The organism is bacterium (assembly GCA_030247525.1).
In the GTDB taxonomy this organism is placed as follows: Bacteria; Electryoneota; JAOADG01; order JAOADG01; family JAOADG01; genus JAOTSC01.
Genome location: JAOTSC010000072.1, coordinates 1 through 16,980 on the forward strand (window position 1 = coordinate 1; position 16,980 = coordinate 16,980).

Annotated in this window: 11 protein-coding genes; 9 read left to right on the forward strand and 2 right to left on the reverse strand. The window is 48.2% G+C overall.

Annotated elements, in window-relative coordinates:
• Positions 1-417 precede the first annotated feature (417 nt).
• Entirely contained in the window at positions 418-2,979 is a 2,562-nt protein-coding gene (locus OEM52_08070) for a sodium-translocating pyrophosphatase (GenBank protein ID MDK9700085.1), read from the reverse strand.
• Between the two features lie 217 nt (positions 2,980-3,196).
• Here OEM52_08070 and OEM52_08075 point away from each other — a divergent pair, with 217 nt between their 5' ends.
• The gene (locus OEM52_08075) at positions 3,197-4,786 is read left to right on the forward strand and encodes a T9SS type A sorting domain-containing protein (GenBank protein ID MDK9700086.1); all 1,590 of its coding nucleotides are present in this window, start codon (positions 3,197-3,199) and stop codon (positions 4,784-4,786) included.
• A gap of 185 nt (positions 4,787-4,971) precedes the next feature.
• On the opposite strand, the gene OEM52_08080 is transcribed toward OEM52_08075, so the two are convergent.
• Complete coding sequence (locus tag OEM52_08080) at positions 4,972-5,160, reverse strand: AbrB/MazE/SpoVT family DNA-binding domain-containing protein (protein ID MDK9700087.1); 189 nt, start codon at positions 5,158-5,160, stop codon at positions 4,972-4,974.
• 394 nt (positions 5,161-5,554) lie between these two features.
• On the opposite strand from OEM52_08080, the gene ahcY reads away from it, so the two are divergent.
• The 8 genes from ahcY to OEM52_08120 all read left to right on the forward strand — a co-directional run.
• Positions 5,555-6,823 (forward strand): adenosylhomocysteinase, encoded by a 1,269-nt coding sequence (gene ahcY, locus OEM52_08085; protein ID MDK9700088.1) that lies wholly within the window; start codon positions 5,555-5,557, stop codon positions 6,821-6,823.
• Between the two features lie 283 nt (positions 6,824-7,106).
• Entirely contained in the window at positions 7,107-9,254 is a 2,148-nt protein-coding gene (locus OEM52_08090) for a T9SS type A sorting domain-containing protein (protein MDK9700089.1), read from the forward strand.
• A 488-nt stretch (positions 9,255-9,742) separates the two neighbouring features.
• A complete protein-coding gene (locus OEM52_08095) occupies positions 9,743-11,059 on the forward strand; it encodes a metal ABC transporter permease (protein MDK9700090.1) in 1,317 nt (438 codons plus the stop codon).
• Entirely contained in the window at positions 11,056-12,291 is a 1,236-nt protein-coding gene (locus OEM52_08100; protein ID MDK9700091.1) for a metal ABC transporter permease, read from the forward strand. Before OEM52_08095 ends, OEM52_08100 begins: the two co-directional genes overlap by 4 nt.
• 345 nt (positions 12,292-12,636) lie before the next feature.
• The gene (locus OEM52_08105) at positions 12,637-12,837 is read left to right on the forward strand and encodes a type II toxin-antitoxin system HicB family antitoxin (GenBank protein ID MDK9700092.1); all 201 of its coding nucleotides are present in this window, start codon (positions 12,637-12,639) and stop codon (positions 12,835-12,837) included.
• Positions 12,828-14,027, forward strand: a complete 1,200-nt coding sequence (locus OEM52_08110) for a hypothetical protein (protein ID MDK9700093.1) — start codon at positions 12,828-12,830, stop codon at positions 14,025-14,027. The genes OEM52_08105 and OEM52_08110 overlap by 10 nt, the downstream gene beginning before the upstream one ends.
• 7 nt (positions 14,028-14,034) lie before the next feature.
• The gene (locus OEM52_08115; GenBank protein ID MDK9700094.1) at positions 14,035-14,967 is read left to right on the forward strand and encodes a 50S ribosomal protein L11 methyltransferase; all 933 of its coding nucleotides are present in this window, start codon (positions 14,035-14,037) and stop codon (positions 14,965-14,967) included.
• Positions 14,968-15,213: 246 nt separating this feature from the next.
• On the forward strand, positions 15,214-16,980 hold a 1,767-nt coding region (locus tag OEM52_08120; GenBank protein MDK9700095.1), incomplete at its 3' end, for a fibronectin type III domain-containing protein.

Here is a 16,980-nt window from a genome sequence, read left to right on the forward strand (position 1 = left end):
TGTTTTCAGTAAAGAAGAACGGTTTCGGAATGGGTGTAGATGTAGCAGGATTTTGCGAGCGATGGGAAGCAGAGAGAGCATCCGTAGCGATTGAGTAGACCGGTACACCGCACAACAGTGCGAAGAGTAACCGTATAGCAAACATCCGCATCGCAACCTCCCGGAATCTTTGAAGTAATTGCAATGTACTAACAGTGGTTTTTTAGTCAAAGGGTTTTCCCATTGAAAGTAAACTCACGAAGAAAAGGGCGGCGACCAACCACCCCTACGATATGGGTTTGGAAACCCGTAGCCACCATTTCAAACACCCAACGGGTTTGGAAACCCGTAACCACTCCAACAAATAACAATTGAAAAGGGGCGTATTGCTACGCCCCTTGTAAGTTGCGCAGACAAGAATGTCTACGCTACGGTCCATTACTTCGCTTGCACGCCACCGCGCTTCGAGAAGAGAACTGCGCCAGTTAAAATTGCCAGCGAAAGTGCCACAATCAACCACTTCATCGGATTGTCGAACATCGTCACGGTTGCTGGTGCAATCAAAATCGCGACGAGATTCATTACTTTAATCATCGGATTCAATGCCGGTCCCGCCGTATCCTTGAGGGGATCGCCGACGGTATCGCCGATGATACCAGCTTTGTGCGCGTCAGTACCTTTACCGCCCAAGAAACCGTCTTCAATCTTCTTCTTGGCATTGTCCCACGCACCGCCGGTATTCGACATAAATACCGCCATTAATTGACCGACCAGAATCGCACCAGCCAAGAAGCCGCCTAACGCATACGCGCCGAGCCAGAAGCCTACCAGAATCGGAGCGAACACTGCAAGCAAGCCCGGTCCGAGTAATTCTTTCTGTGCCGCCGCAGTGGAAATCTGAACGCACTTTGCATAATCCGGTTTACCATATTCACCAACTCCGGTGTATTCCCAGATCCCGGGAATTTCCTTGAACTGGCGGCGAACTTCTTCGACCAATTGCACTGCCGCACGGGATACCGCACGAATCGCAAAACTCGAGAAGAGGAACGGAACTGCACCGCCGATTAGTAATCCAATGAATACATCGGGCAAGTTCACTTGAATGTTCTTCACCAGAATCGATGCGTCCTTCACCGCGACGGTATCGATAAAGGAGCGATACAATGCCACTGCCGCAATAACAGCGGTTGCAATCGCAAAGCCCTTCGTCAATGCCTTCGTCGTGTTACCAACCATATCGAGTCGGGCGACGACATTGTGCGCTGCTTTATTCTCGGTGCCGTCTTTGTTCTTCAATGCGCCGGACATTTCGAAAATACCATTCGCATTATCCGAAATCGGCCCGTAGGTATCCATTGCAAGAACATAGCCAGTCGTAGCAAGCAAACCGAGACCGGCAAGCGCAATCGCATAGGACGCAAACGCCGGATCAGGGAATAAAATAAATGCGGCATAAATCGTAGCGGCAATCGCGACTACGCCCCACACTGCCGATTCCAAACCTTCGGACAAACCGGCAAGAATCAATGTAGCGGGTCCCGTTTTCGCCGAGGCAGCGATTTCAGTTACCGGTTTGTAATAGTCGGCAGTAAAGTATTCCGTCACTTTACCAATGACTTGTGTTAACACGATGCCAAAGAAGGTGGCAAGAAATGCCAACCACCAGAAATCGTTAATGATTCCGGCTAAGGTCATACTCTCCGCTGGAATGTTTGCTGGGATTGCCGGTAAGTTGCCGAAAGTCGAATAAGACACGGCGAAGAAACCGACCGTCGCAATGGCAGAAGAGACATAGAAACCGGTGTTAATCGGCTTCATCGGATTCATGTTCGGATCGTCTTTTCCACGCACTGCCATGACGCCGATAATCGATGCAAAGACACCAACCGCCCGAACCAGTAATGCATAAATGACGAGCTTTAGTGTGAAGGCGGCTGTAAACGAATTTGCCCCTGTCATATCACCGAAGCCGGCATGTTGCAGTGTGCTGCCGACAGCGGCGGCAAGAATGATTGCTGCAACGAGTGTAACTTCGTAGGATTCAAATACGTCGGCAGCCATACCCGCGCAATCACCTACGTTATCGCCTACGTTATCGGCAATGGTTGCGGCGTTACGGGGATCGTCTTCGGGAATACCCGCTTCGATTTTACCAACCAAGTCCGCACCAACGTCTGCCGCTTTCGTGAAGATACCACCGCCAACGCGCATGAAGAGCGCGGCGAGCGATCCACCGAAACCGAAGCCGACGAGTACGAACATTGCATTTTCCTGAAAGACCATAAAGGTGATGGTCGCACCGAGCAAACCAAGACCAACGGTGAACATACCGGAAACGGCGCCAGCTTGGAAAGCGGTTTCCAACGCCCGCTTGAAGCTCGAAAGCGCGGCATGGGCTACGCGCACATTTCCGCGGACAGCAACGCCCATTCCGACATAACCGGCGAGGTACGAAGCGGTGACACCTAACACGAAAGCAATCGAAACGCCTAAGCCGAGTGTCATTGCCGTTGCATCACCCATAAATTCATATTGCGCACGATACAGGAAGAAGAGACCGATACCGATGGCAATCACCAACGGAATCATCGTCTTTACCTGGCGCGACAAATACGCCATCGCCCCTTCTTGGACAGCTTTGGCGACGCCCTGCATCCGTTCGCTGCCGGGGTCCTGCGCAATGGTTTTCTTGAGCCAATAGGCGCCGAACGCTAACGCGACAAATGCCGAACCGAGTACGATAAACAACGGCGGCCAAGCCTCATCGCCGAACGGTAATTGAATCGCTTCACCACCGCCCTCACTGCCGTGTCCGGCAGGCGCTACGACCGGTTGCCCGCCCGTCATCGCATTCAATTGTCCACCGCCCGGTTGCGCAAACAACTGCGGTCCGGCGAACAGTAATCCTAACAGGGCAAGAGTGAGCGTCGCGATCACCCACGTCTTGAGTTTGCGATGCTTCTCGCGCTGTTTGTTATTTCCAGCTTGTTGTGCCATCTCTGGTTTCAACCTCCATGGAATGTTATCATTTTACATTGTGCTATTGCTCACAAATTGCTCGGAATATAATGCAAGGTTGCACAAAGGCAAAGCGAAAATGCAGTTGTGAGATTTATTTTGTGAAAGTAGTTACAAAGATTGGTCGAGTTGGGTGTTCACTTTGCTGTGAACTATTTCCTCACTATCATGGGATAACACCCACTGGGAGGAAGTAATGTTTATGTACATTCGTCTTTCCGTAGTTCTTCTGGTTTCTTTCTATTGTGCCGTTAGTGTCTCTCACTCAGAGCTTCTCTTAGTTCCGGAGGAGTATCCAAGTATCTCTCTCGCAGTACAGAGCGTTCAGCCCTACGATACGATCTCATTAGCTCCCGGCATTTACGGTGATACTATTCGACCGATTGTATCACTCACAATCGAATCGCGCTATCGAGTGTCTGGCGATACAAATGATATCCGGAATACAGTTTGGAATCATACCTTAGGTACAACCTTAATCGTAATCTCCAATAAGACAATTTGTTTTCGAGGTTTGACTTTTTCAGCACCGGGGACTCCGATGTTGAATCGAAACCTCCTGTTAGCTGATTCATCGAGAGTTCTTTTCGAGGATTGCCGGTTCAATGGATCCTATTCAACATCGACTGGACGCATCATCCATCTTACTGGTTTAAGCAGTTTATTGATTACAAGATGTGTTTTCACTGGAACGGAGGAATTCAGTTCTCAACTTATCCGCACTCATTTCGACATTGAAGATAATATTCGTAATAGTTCGTTTACAGGTTATCCCCATAACACAGGAATTCGTTTGATTGAGCTAAACGCTGATACTGTAGTCTTTTCCGGTTGCTATGTTAAAAGTACCGGTCGCCTTGGTGTAATAAGCGGACGAAGATGGTTTTTGATCGAGAATTCATTCTTTCAGTACTTATGCGAAGATGGAATTTGGTTGTTTGCTAGTTCGGAACGACAAAGTTATGTCATAAACTGCCGATTCGATTCGCTAATTGCTAATTCTGAACATGGCGATTATTTGTTCAGTGTTAATTCTGCGTATCCAACAGGAATCGTTTTTGAGAATTGTATTTTCTCGAATTGTCAAACTCAATTAGTCGGAACATCCCGGGGTTTGATTCAAGGTGGTACTATAAGAAATTCCATCTACCGGAATTGTGAGTTTAGAAACAACTCGATGGCTGCAACGCCTTTTCTGCATATCCTATCTCGTGGAGATATGGATTCATGCCGCTTCATTGGAAATTCAATCAATGGATCACTCTTTGGTTGGCATTTTGCCCGTGATACAATAATAATCCAAAACTGTGATTTCATCGATAACCACATAACAACTTTCCTCTACCAGAATAATACTGTGATGTATGCCCCCAACTGCTATTGGGGCGATCCCAGTGGTCCCCATTGGGTTGGCAATCCAAATGGACTGGGACTCGAGTTACCAGACAATGTCAATCCCGTTCCATGGCGGACGACACCAGTGTTTCCGGAAACGGGTGTGCGTGAACCGGTAACTACTTTGTCACCAACTCGATACTCGCTGTCGGCGTATCCCAATCCCTTCAATAGTACCCTGTCCATTCATTGGTCGGGCAATAATCCTCCTTTGAAATCGATCACTGTATTCGATGCCTTGGGACGAAAGGTTCATGACTTACCGACCACCGATTTCCGGGGTAATCGACTCTTGTGGAAACCAACTCACCTTGCCAATGGGATTTATTACCTGTCGGTACGTGATGAGCATAGCGTTGGTGTTTCTCTACCTGTGATCTATCTGAAATGAGTTTTCGTTGGGCAAAGTTGGACATTTCTTGATGCAATAACAATCATCGAATTGTATATAGGGCATTGCGATTGCCGATTGCAATAACCCAATGTCACGAACACCAAAAACGCCACCATAACGTTGAATTTGGTTTTTGTGTATCTTTAACACTTCATCCCATGTTAGAAATGGATATCCATTGACTATTCGGCTAACATTTTCAAGGTCTGTCCATACTTCCGGTTCACTTCTTCGAGCGCTTTTTCGACTTGTTTTTGTCTCGCACCAGTGCGGTTCGGTCGAACCATCAGAACATCGCCATTGGTCGAGAGTTCGAGCGGCGTTTCCGGTTTGATATGCAACAAATCAAGGATCGGACGATCAATAATCAACGCCCAACACCATGCTTTATGAGTGTTTTTGTCATCACAACTTCCTTATCGTATACACAATGTATCTCCAGCGGATCTAAGAATCAATTGCGTTCGTCAAAGCAACCGGTTTCTTGCATCCCACAAAAACCTTGCTTATACTCTTACTCGCCCCTGTGGGCGAATTGTACAACTGTACCATCTACCACACAACGAAAATGACCCCGCCGGTCAGTCGCCCGTACCGCGGTGGACAAGAATTCTAAAGGATCTCGGAACTCGGGATTCGGGGTTCGGTAAGCAGTTTTTACGATATCCGATCCCCTAAATCCGAATTCCCTTTGGAATCGTCCGCGCGCCAATGCGGTACGGCGCCGGATGCCACTGTGCGTACCGCCAAAATTACGGACACAAAATGGATTCCAAACTATACGATGTCAAAGACCTCGGCCTCGCCGCCGATGGAAAACGCCGCATTCTCTGGGCAGAACAAGATATGCCCGTCCTGCTCCAGTTGCGCGAACGCTATGCGAAAGAAAAACCGCTTAAAGGGATGCGTTGCGCTTGCTGTCTCCACGTCACCGCCGAGACCGCAAATCTCGTCCGCACCCTGAAAATTGGTGGCGCAGAAGTCTTTCTGGTCGCCAGCAATCCGCTCTCCACGCAGGACGACGTCGCCGCTGCCTTAGTCGCCGAATACAACATTCCGACGATGGCAATCAAAGGAGAAGACAACGACTCCTATTTCCGCCACCTCCACGCCGCCATCGCCTTCGATCCGAATGTAACGATGGACGACGGCTGCGATTTGGTTTCACTCATGCACAAAGAATATCCCGAAAAAGCGGCGAAGATTTTAGGCGGTTGCGAAGAGACCACCACCGGCGTTATTCGCTTAAAGGCAATGGCGAAAGACGGCGCACTCAAATATCCCGTGATTGCAGTCAATGATGCGAAGACCAAGAACTTGTTCGATAATCGCTACGGTACCGGACAAAGCACCGTCGACGGCATCATCCGCGCGACCGACGTACTTATCGCCGGTAAATTTGTCGTTGTCGCCGGCTACGGTTGGTGCGGCCGCGGATTCGCCACCCGGATGAAAGGGATGGGCGCGAACGTAATCGTTACCGAAATCGATCCGATCAAGGCGATTGAAGCGGCGATGGACGGCTTCATGGTGATGCCGATGGCGGATGCAGCGAAAATCGGCGATGTCTTCTGCACGTTGACTGGTAACAAACACGTCCTCCGTCCCGAACATTTTGCCGTCATGAAGAGCGGCGCGATGATGGCGAACAGCGGCCACTTCGATTGCGAAATTGATATCCCCGGTCTCGAAAAAGTCGCGAAGGAAAAGCTCACGAATACCCGGAAATTCGTTGACACCTACATCATGTCTGACGGCCGCAAACTGCATCTGCTCGCCGAAGGGCGGTTGGTGAATTTGAGTGCGGCGGAAGGTCACCCGGCATCGGTAATGGATATGAGTTTCTCGACGCAAGCATTGTCGGCAGAGTATATCAAGAACAACGCTGGTAAACTTTCGGCGAGTGTCCACGACGTTCCCGTCGAAACCGAAAATTGGATTTCGACATTGAAACTCAAGTCGATGGGCATCACGATTGATGAACTAACCCCGGAGCAAGTCGAGTACCTCGCCGGCTGGTCGGAAGGCACCTGATCGGGGTTTAGGGGTTCGGGAATAGGGGTTAGGAATTAGGGAAAAGAATAGGATTCCTTGATTCGACAAGTTACCACTGTGTAAAAACAGAGCGGGGCGTAGCGATACGTCCCGTTTTTGTTTTTACCCGTGCTACCACCACTGTAACATGCAAAATAAGTTAGAAGTGATTGCAATCGTCACAGTTCGTTGAGATATCGAATGACAGTAAATTCGCTTGACTTCCACCGTGATATTTTTAACCTTACTCTTGTAAAGAAACTTGAGAAATGAGGTTACTGGGATGCGACATTTTCAACTTGGCTTTACCTTTTTCGTTTCTTTGTTGGTTCTGTTGATTACACTTCCCGTAGCACAAGCGCAGGATAGTCTAAACGTCCGGCATGTGGGGTCCTTGTACGACTTTTGGGATGACGCCTCCGATTTCGCAGTCGAAGGAAATTACGTCTACATTGCTACCGATGTTACCGGTTTACGTATTCTTGACATAAGCGATCCATCTTCTCCGCACGAAGTCGCATCGTTTCGGCCACAGTTTCCGATTACCAAGGTTCAAGTTCACGACACTTTAGCGTTTGTTTCCAATGGCAATCATCAAGTCCACATTGTAAGTATTTCATCGCCACTCGCTCCTCGTTATCTATCGCATTTCGACGCCGTCTCCTCAATTCTGAGTTTTTTCATCAACGATACGCTGCTATTCTTAGCTTGCGATACGAACGGTGTCCGGATTGTTTCGATAACGAATCCGGAAGCGCCGGTCGAGGTAGGATTTTTCGATACAGCTGGTAACACAGCTGCAATTTGCGTCGAAGGACAGACCACATATGTTGCCGATGGAAGTAATGGTGTAAGGATTTTAAATACGTCGAATCCTATGGCTCCGATTGAAGTTGGATCATTTGTAAATGGTCAAAACTACACAAGAATTGATGTGAAAGATAGCATTGTCTATGCTTATGGGACCTATCGTCTCAATGTATTAAATGTCAGGAGTCCGAGTCTGCCTGTTCTAATACAAAGGATTACTGTAGGAGTAAATTACTTAAAAATATTTTTTAATCAATCCTATGTTTATGTAAATACAATCAGTTTAAATGTTTATCAACGTTTACCATCCGATTCGCTTGCTTCATTAGGAACGATGTCAAATTTCATGTGTCATGGAGAAATTGAAATGAGAAATAATCATCTATATGATTGTTCAATAAGTTTCCTAAATATCAGTTCATTCGCTTCTCCTACAACAGTGGAAACTGTTTGTAATTATCCACTACCACAAAACACTGTTTTAGGTGTCACAATGCACGATTCGCTTGCTTTCGTGTCTTGTAGTGAATATGGATTGCGATTTGTAGACCTTGTAGACCCTGAACATCCACAAGAAATTAGTCATATCGATGCACATGGCTCGGTTGAAGACGTAAAAGTAGATGGAAATACTGCATTTGTGGCAGAATATAATTTTGGTCTATCGGTTGTCGATATAACCAATCCCTATTCACCGATAGTTCTTGATACACTGCAGAATAATGCTTATTGTATAGAGATCCATGGTGATTATTTGTTTGCAACTAATGGCAACTATTTGAAGATTTTTGACATAAGCCGTTCTGATTCTATATTTGAAACAGCTTCGATTACACGTATTTCAGAATACGCAAATGTATATGATATGGCTTTCAGTAATAATTATCTTTACCTAACAGATGGCTGGCTAAATACCGTGTATTGCTTAAATGTCATTGATCCGTATTCTCCATTTGTTGATGGTACATTTTCGCTTACACAATACGGTCCGTTGGGTATAGATGCTGACAACAATTATTTATATATATCAAATACTCGCGGATATGAAGTGTTTAATGCATCCAATCCCGATTCTATTGTATCGGTTAGTTTGCTGCAGCTTAACGGAACAAGTTATGGTTTAAAATTGGCTGACCATCAACTTGCCGTATCGTTATTTAACGCAGGAATTGGGGTAGTTAATGTATGGGATCCTTCCAATCCCTATCTTACCGGATTCTATCGTCGAATTGACAGTAAAATGGTTAACCTGTCCTGGATGGGAAATCATGTTGTATGCGCGAACACATATTCACTCGATGTATACGATGTGAGCGATGCGCTCGGAGTACGTGAAGTTATCGCCAGCAAACCGCCCACCGAGTATCAATTACACCAAAATTTCCCCAACCCATTCAATGCTACGACTACCATCGAATACGCACTTCCGAATGCGGGCAGAGTCGAGTTGAAATTGTTCGATCTCATGGGACGAGAAGTCTCAACGTTAGTCGATCGAATGCAAACGCCCGGTACTTATCAAGTAAAAGTGAATTCGGAGCAGTTATCCTCAGGGACATACTTCTATCGCCTCTCCGTCGGTTCATTCGTCGCGACTCGCAAATTTGTCGTGTTGCGATAACAAGAGTTGCGCGAAATGAACAACACAGTTCCACAAAAATCGTTGAATGTCTAAGGACGCAAACGCTAGCGCTCATCTTTTGTAGTAGGGACTGACGCTCCTGTCTGTCCTCTGAAATGCGTAGGGGCAAGACCCAATGGGTCATCCTATTTTTACAGGTCTGGAGACCTGTCCGTACCCATGTCAGGCAAGATTGCCTAACCTCCAAACGTGAGCGGGGCGTAGCAGTACTCCTCGTTTTCGTTTTGAGGAACACGGAACGGAGGGCGTACGGAGAACGTCAATTTGGTTTGTGTGGTCAGGCGTTTTTAGTGGAGTAGGGGCGGGCATGGGAGCCCACCCCTACCCGCTAATGAGAATCCACTAAAGAATCTGCAACAAGAGTTTGCGGCTACGTTAGGTATAGGGGCGAATGCCAATCGCCCCTTACGAGAGGACTCGATAATATTCCCCCCCTTTCCCTTCGTATCTTCTTATTGATGGACTCAATGTCAATGCTACAGGCGGTGGCGCGCTTCTTTTCCTTTGCCGATGCAAATGTAAGATATGTCGCGCTCGGTTCGCTCCTGCTCGGTGCGCTGGGTGGGCTGCTCGGCGTATTCACCCTGCTCAAGCGGCGGTCACTCATCGGCGACGCGTTGGCGCATGCCGCGTTACCCGGCGTCTGTCTCGCATTTCTGTTCAGCGGCAATAAATCGCCCGGCTGGCTACTCGCCGGAGCTGTCGCCACCGGATTGCTCGCCGTATTCGTGTTGCGCCTCCTCGAGAAGAATTTTCCCCGCATCAAAACCGACGCGGCGCTGGGATTAGTGTTAACGGTATTCTTCGGGATCGGCATCCTCCTCTTGACCCATATCTCCCGCGGCGGCGACGGGGGACAATCGGGACTCGATAAATTTCTCTTTGGACAAGCCGCCGGAATGCTCCCGGTCGATGTTTGGTGGATCGGAGTCTTCGCAGCGTGCGTCTCCGCCATTCTCCTCATCGCCTTCAAAGAATTCACTTTGGTTTCGTTCGATGCGGTTTTCGCAGAATCGATCGGCTTTCGCGCAAGCATTCTGGAAGTCGCGCTGCTCATCCTGACCGCTATCGCCATCGGCATCGCCCTACAAGCGGTTGGCGTCGTATTAACCGCGGCAATCCTGATTCTCCCGGCAGCCAGCGCACGGCTATGGGTCAAACGCATTCCGCAAATGGCTCTGCTCTCGACCGTTATCGGCGGTATCAGCGGGATCGCCGGCGCATTCGTCAGCTTCCTCGCCCCGCGTTTGCCTTCCGGTCCGCTGATCGTGTTAACAGCGACGGCGATTTTTTCGCTATCGTTGTTATTCGCTCCGCGCCGCGGCATTCTCGCGAAACTGTGGCAACATCGCGCCAACCGCCGGAAAATTGCAAAAGAACATTTCCTGCGAACGCTATGGGAGGAGTTGGAATCGCAAGCGGCGACGACCACGATTTCACTCGACGCACTATCGCACGGACGGGCATGGGAGCACGGCGAGCTGCGCGTCGGTTGTCAAATCGCTAAACAGGAACAATTGGTGACCGGGAACGCTGGCGGCGTCGCATTTACAGCGGAAGGGAAAGCGATTGCTAAGAAATTCGTGCAAAAACATCGGTTGTGGGAATACTATTTAATCGAACAGGCAAATTTCCCGGCGGCACACGTCGAGACCGATTCCGATGCGAGCGAGCACTTCCTGCCCGATGAGATTGTCGCCGAATTGGAAGTGCGGTATCGGGAACAGCTTGCACAAGAGAAATTGCTCCAGTCGCCACATCCGATGGGGGCGAAAGCGCAATGACAGCAATCAGCGGCTGGATTCTCATCACAGGATTTCTCGCGGCAGGCGCGGCGGGTTTGTTGGGTACGCTGTTAGTTCTGCGAAAATTATCGCTGATCGGCGATGCGATTTCCCACGCGGTATTGCCCGGTATCGTCCTCGCATTCCTACTCTCCGGTTCGCGCGATCCGTTTATCATGCTCATCGGCGCTGGTGCGGTCGGACTATTGACTACGATTTTTATCGAATGGCTCCATAAACGCGGCGTCGCGGAAGACGCATCGACCGGCATTGTATTCTCGGCACTCTTCGCATTCGGCGTATTGCTCGTTTCGCTGTTCAGCGGCAATATCGATCTCGACGCCGATTGTGTTTTGTATGGCGAATTAGCACTCGTTCCACTCGCGCAGGATTTTCCGCCGGGCAGCGGCATCCCGCGTCCCACCTTTATCTTAGGCGTCGTCTATCTGGTGAATTTGCTCTTATTGGGATTGCTATACAAAGAGTGGAAAATCACGACCTTCGATGCGGCGCTCGCGACCAGTTTTGGATTTTCCGCCGGGCTTCTGCATTACTTATTGATGGGCGCGGTATCGCTCACCACCGTTGCCAGCTTTGAAGCGACCGGCGCAATTCTCGTTGTCGCGATGTTCATCGCTCCGGCGGCGAGCGCGGTCTTGCTCTTCCAACGATTATCCTTCGTATTCGTTTGGACGCAGGTGTTTGCCCTCCTCACAACGGGGTTGGGTTACCTCCTCGCACGGGCATTGGATGGCAGTATCGCCGGTGCGATGTCGACCGTCGCCGGGATTCTGTTTACCCTTACATTGGTATTTGCACCGGAGCGGGGAATTCTCGCGAAGCTTTACTCGAAACGACGATTACATCGCCGCATCGCACTCGAAGATTTAATCGGATTGCTCTACCGCTTGGAAGAGAAGGGGGAAGGGGCGCGCGGTCACGCATTGGAAGCGTCGCTGGTATCGCGGGCGAAACATGCCGGTTTAGTGGAACAGACCAGCCACGGGTGGATGCTTACTGCGAATGGGAAACAAGTTGGACACTCGCTCGTCCGCTCGCATCGGCTGTGGGAAAGTTTCCTCGAGACGGAATTCCAATTACCCGCCGATCACACCCATGCGACCGCTGACGAAGTCGAACACTTCCTTTCCGCCGCCGACCGCTCGGTACTCGAACGTCTCTTATCGTTCCGCACCATTGACCCGCAAGGAAAACCGATTCCGAAGGAGTAGGAATGGGTGAAGGGTGTAGGGTGAAGGGTGTAGGGTGATGGAAAAAAAAGAATCTGTACGTTGGACATTCTTGAGACCATTGACTTATTCGGTCTTCTTGTCTTTGCGAGGAACGTAGGTCGCAACCGAGTGCGACCGAAGTGACGAAGCAATCTCTTTGTTGAAATTAGGTACTCGTTTATAAGATCGCCACGTCATTCCACTTCGTATCTGCTTCGCAGGATACTTCGCTACATTCCTCGCGAATCCGATTTTGTCAAAGGTCTCATTCTTGTCCAACGACTATGAATATACTTGCGGTTCAAAATCGAACATAGTATACTTAAGATAAGAAATCAGGAACCGATGATAGATAAAGCATACACAGTGATATTTGAACCCGCGGAAGAGGGTGGATGGTTAGCTCGCGTTCCGGCGTTGAATGACCTTGTAACCGAAGGGGAAACGTTAGAAGAAGCGAAAACGATGGTGCGCGATGCGATCAATGGATTTGAACAAGTAATGTATGTTAAATTTCCAACCACCGGGAGTAAATCATGTTTCTAAAAAAGCTGCTTCAGAGTTCACCGAATGAAATCAAACAGAGAAAAATTAACCAGATCATTAGTTTTGCTGGTGATGGACATCTGAAAAATGATAGCAGATCTTCCAAAGAGTTTCGAGATTTTCTCACAGAAATTGATAACGAACTTCTGATTGAATATGGTCATCAATGTTGCTCTGAAAGCTTCATTGATAACGGATTTGCATTTCAAGATATCGTCAATCAGATCGGTAAACGACTGGGATTTAAAGTTAAAGATGGACTATATCAAGGGACGCAAAACGAAATAGGATTTGACGGTTTATGGCGCTTTCCAGATGGTCACAATGTTATCATAGAAACAAAAATATCCGACTCATATCAGATTCCATTAGATAGAATTGCAGAATACCGAAAAAAACTAATTCAACGTGGCGAATGCGAAGATGATAAATCATCGATTCTATTAATTCTTGGCAGATCTGAGAAAAGCACAGAAAACCTTGAAGCACAGATCCGTGGTTCAAAATTTGCTTGGATCACAAGGTTGATTAGCTATGACTCACTTTGTAAATTGATGAAGTTAAAAGATCAGTTAGATAATCCCACGACGATCAGTAAAATTTCTCATATTTTAATTCCACGTGAGTTTACTCGAATAGATTCGATCATCGATTTAGTATTCGATGCCTCAGAAAGCGCATTTAACATTGAACAGGAAAACACGACAACTCCCATCGAAAACAAGAGTAGCTCGAGTAAAGTGGAAGTGATCAAGTATAAGAACGAGCACTTTCGAGAACAATGTGTTGAGTTGGTTAGTACAAAATTTAATGTAGTTTTTACTCGTCAATCTCAATCCTTTTATATCAACGAACATAATAACACAAGGATAATCGTTATCGTTTCATCACTTTATCAAAAACCAAACGCAAATGGTTTTTGGTTTGCATTCCACAAGAAGTATATCGACTATTTAAAGGAGGCTAAAAAAGGATACTTAATTCTTGGGTGTTATTCTGATGAAAATATTTTGGTGATACCAGCAGAATTAATTTTATCACTGATAGACAATCTCAATTACACAATCAACAACTATTCTCAGCATTGGCATTTACAACTTAACGAAAGAAATGGCAAGATTGATTTATACTTAAAGAACCATGACAACCTCGATCTATCAAAGTATCGACTTCAGAACATTGAGTTATAGTTTCACCATGCAAAGATCAAAAACTTACATCGGCGTATCCTTCCGGGGAGCATTGCCGTTATCCGAATTCATCGGCGAGATTTTACTCGAATTGGGCGCTGATGGCATCGAAGAACGCTCCGTTGGCGAAGCGGGCGAACTTGACCTTGCCGTCGATTACGGGATCGAGGAATTCGGTGTCGCACCGCCGCCGCCACCTGCCGGACCGCGTGAGTTGCTTTGCGCCTTCAAAGAAGAGCAGTGGGGTGTGGTTCAACCACAACTCGATCGATTGGTCGAGGCGTTTCTTCCGGTCATTCCCGATTTGAGTTATCGGTGGGAACGCTTACCGAAATTGAATTCAGTGGCACGTTGGCGCGCCGATCTCAAGCCGTACAAACTCGCGCCCGGCATCGGCGTTGCACCCACCAAGCAGCATATTCCCCTTCACGATAAGAACCGTTGGTTCATTATCCCACCGAAAATGGCATTTGGCACCGGCGAACATGCGACGACTCGGATTGCATCGCAACTCACCGCCGAGTGGACGAAACGTGGCGATAAAGTGCTCGATGCCGGTTGTGGAACCGGTATTCTCGGATTCGTTGCGTTAGCGAAAGGGGCAAAGTCGGTACTCGGCATCGAAATCGAAGCCGATGCCGTCCGGGAAGCGCGCCAAAATATCAAGCGGAATAAATTCACCAGTCGGATGACCGTCCAAAAAGCCTCGATTCTCCAAGCGGAGCTTCCCGACCATTCATTCGACCTGATTCTTGCGAATATTCACTTGAATGTTCTGAAAGCATGGTGGCAAGATATTCCAAGATTACTAAAACCGGGCGGGCGAGTAATCGTCACGGGATTGTTAGTAGGACAAGGCCGAAAACTGGGACGCGCCTTAGGACCCGCTGCAACCCGACGGGTGTATCACAGTTGGATTGTGTTAGGGTTCAAAGGGTGATTTTTCGGTAGAGATTTGATTTATCGTACCCGAACTAAAACCGGGCATGACGAATCAAGCCCCCACTCTTGTAGATTTGCTAAACAATTCCTATCCCAGCCTCACAACAAAACAAATGTTCTATTTGTTGTATGTATCTCCCTATGCAATTGGTACATTTTTTGTTGTTTTCATTGTACATACTTCGTAACTTTCTACAGTTAACTTTCTTTCATACAAATGGTTTACACTCGCGTGGGATTTGATATGATTTTGAACACTCACCTTATGAAGATGAGCGGAGTTATTCCCACACTCATCCTGCTTTTCATTGTAACGCTCTCCTTCGCAACTCCGCTTGATTCTCTTGAATGCACATTGGGAGTCGTCCGGTGCGAACAAACGAGCGACGGTCGGACCATGCTCTGGAAGAACCGCGATATCCCGAATCGAAACCAAGCGGTACACTTTGGCGGCGGGAGTAACGGTGAGTATCGTTACGTGGGCATCGGCACCGTGGGGGAAGGGTCAATCGTACACGGCGGCGCGAATGAAGTCGGATTCGGTGTCGTCGGCAGCGATTCCTACAACATCGGCGAAGGGAACGTCGGACCCGACGACGATGGCACAATCATGACACTCGCGCTCAAGACTTGTCACACCATCGCCCAATTTCGTCATATCCTCGATTCGACCAACACCGCCGGTGGCGGCAGGACATTGCCCACCAATTATGTCGCATTCGATTCGGCGAATACGGTAAGCATCTTTGAAGCAGGGAGAAATTCCTATTTCGAGTATAGCATCAATAGTAGTTATTCTTTTCAAGTCCGAGCCAATTACAGTTTCTCGGGACCTCCACCATCAAATGACTGGGAGTGGGGATTCTATCGCAAGAAGCGAGCTTTCCAGTTATTCGAAAAAATGTTAGTCTCCGATAATTTTCACGTCGATTCACTCCCTTCGATAGCGCGTGACATCGCTCCACCCGGTTGGACCAGCGTAGCATTTCCCATCCCAACCGGTTACAGCGATACGCTTTGGACGGAAGGGGGCATCTGCCGTTACAGTTCTGTAAGTACTTTCTTTATCCAAGGGGGTAAACACACGGAGACAGGGTGGCTGCCACCGGTCTGCTGGTTCATGCTCGGCAAGCCGTATGCAGCAATGGCGGTCCCGGTTTGGCCACACCAAACTGATATCTCACAACTATTGACCGATCAAGTGACCAGCCGCTCAGCGCTTTGTGACCGTTCATTGTTGTTGCAGGATTCCGCGACCAACAACAATCCTACCCGTATCCACGACCAACAGTATCTTCGGTTACGCAATACGATTGAAACGGCGGAACTCCAAACCTTCGATTATGTGTTACCACAGATTACAACGCCAATTTCCGCTGCGACAGCTCAGGCAATCAGCGATTCGATGGCGAATTACGCTTATTCGACGCTACTGGGAATCCCATTAGTTCCACTCGCGAATGCGCCGACCGCAGCACAAGTCACAGCAGCAACCACAACCTCGCTTTCATTAAGTTGGACTGATCAGTCGAATAATGAGAGTAGATTCGTTCTTTTCCGTTCAACCAACGGAGTAGCCTTTGATTCGGTGGGAGCTACTGCGAATAATGTTACAAGTTATCTTGATGCCGGGCTCACACCGTACACGAAGTATTGGTACCGGGTTTATGCATTCAATGGCGGTGGGTACTCCAGCGCATTTGCCTCGACGACTGACACAACTGTTGTCGATTATGTGAATGCACCAGTGGTTCATGCGAACCCCAACCCGCTCACCGAACCGTTTATCACGAATGCGCCGGGTGATCCGAATACCGCAGATCATCCGCCGGTAGCAATTGCTTTCCCGGCAAATCTGTTGGGCAATCCAACATCGTTATCGCTTTCCTATCGAACAAGCGCTCCACCAATTGTACCGGCAGAGTTTATTCCGCCATCAACAACAATTGCGAAGTTCTGGAATATCGAAACGACTGGCGGAGATGGATTCGACGCGACACTCGATCTCTAT

What these genes read in the sequence shown, in the direction of transcription:
- OEM52_08100 (MDK9700091.1), top strand. Translation starts at nt 11,056, where the DNA reads ATGACAGCAATCAGCGGCTGGATTCTCATCACAGGATTTCTCGCGGCA.
- ahcY (MDK9700088.1), top strand. Translation starts at nt 5,555, where the DNA reads ATGGATTCCAAACTATACGATGTCAAAGACCTCGGCCTCGCCGCCGAT.
- OEM52_08110 (MDK9700093.1), top strand. Translation starts at nt 12,828, where the DNA reads ATGTTTCTAAAAAAGCTGCTTCAGAGTTCACCGAATGAAATCAAACAG.
- OEM52_08090 (MDK9700089.1), top strand. Translation starts at nt 7,107, where the DNA reads ATGCGACATTTTCAACTTGGCTTTACCTTTTTCGTTTCTTTGTTGGTT.
- OEM52_08105 (MDK9700092.1), top strand. Translation starts at nt 12,637, where the DNA reads ATGATAGATAAAGCATACACAGTGATATTTGAACCCGCGGAAGAGGGT.
- OEM52_08070 (MDK9700085.1), bottom strand. Translation starts at nt 2,979, where the DNA reads ATGGCACAACAAGCTGGAAATAACAAACAGCGCGAGAAGCATCGCAAA.
- OEM52_08095 (MDK9700090.1), top strand. Translation starts at nt 9,743, where the DNA reads ATGTCAATGCTACAGGCGGTGGCGCGCTTCTTTTCCTTTGCCGATGCA.
- OEM52_08075 (MDK9700086.1), top strand. Translation starts at nt 3,197, where the DNA reads ATGTTTATGTACATTCGTCTTTCCGTAGTTCTTCTGGTTTCTTTCTAT.
- OEM52_08115 (MDK9700094.1), top strand. Translation starts at nt 14,035, where the DNA reads ATGCAAAGATCAAAAACTTACATCGGCGTATCCTTCCGGGGAGCATTG.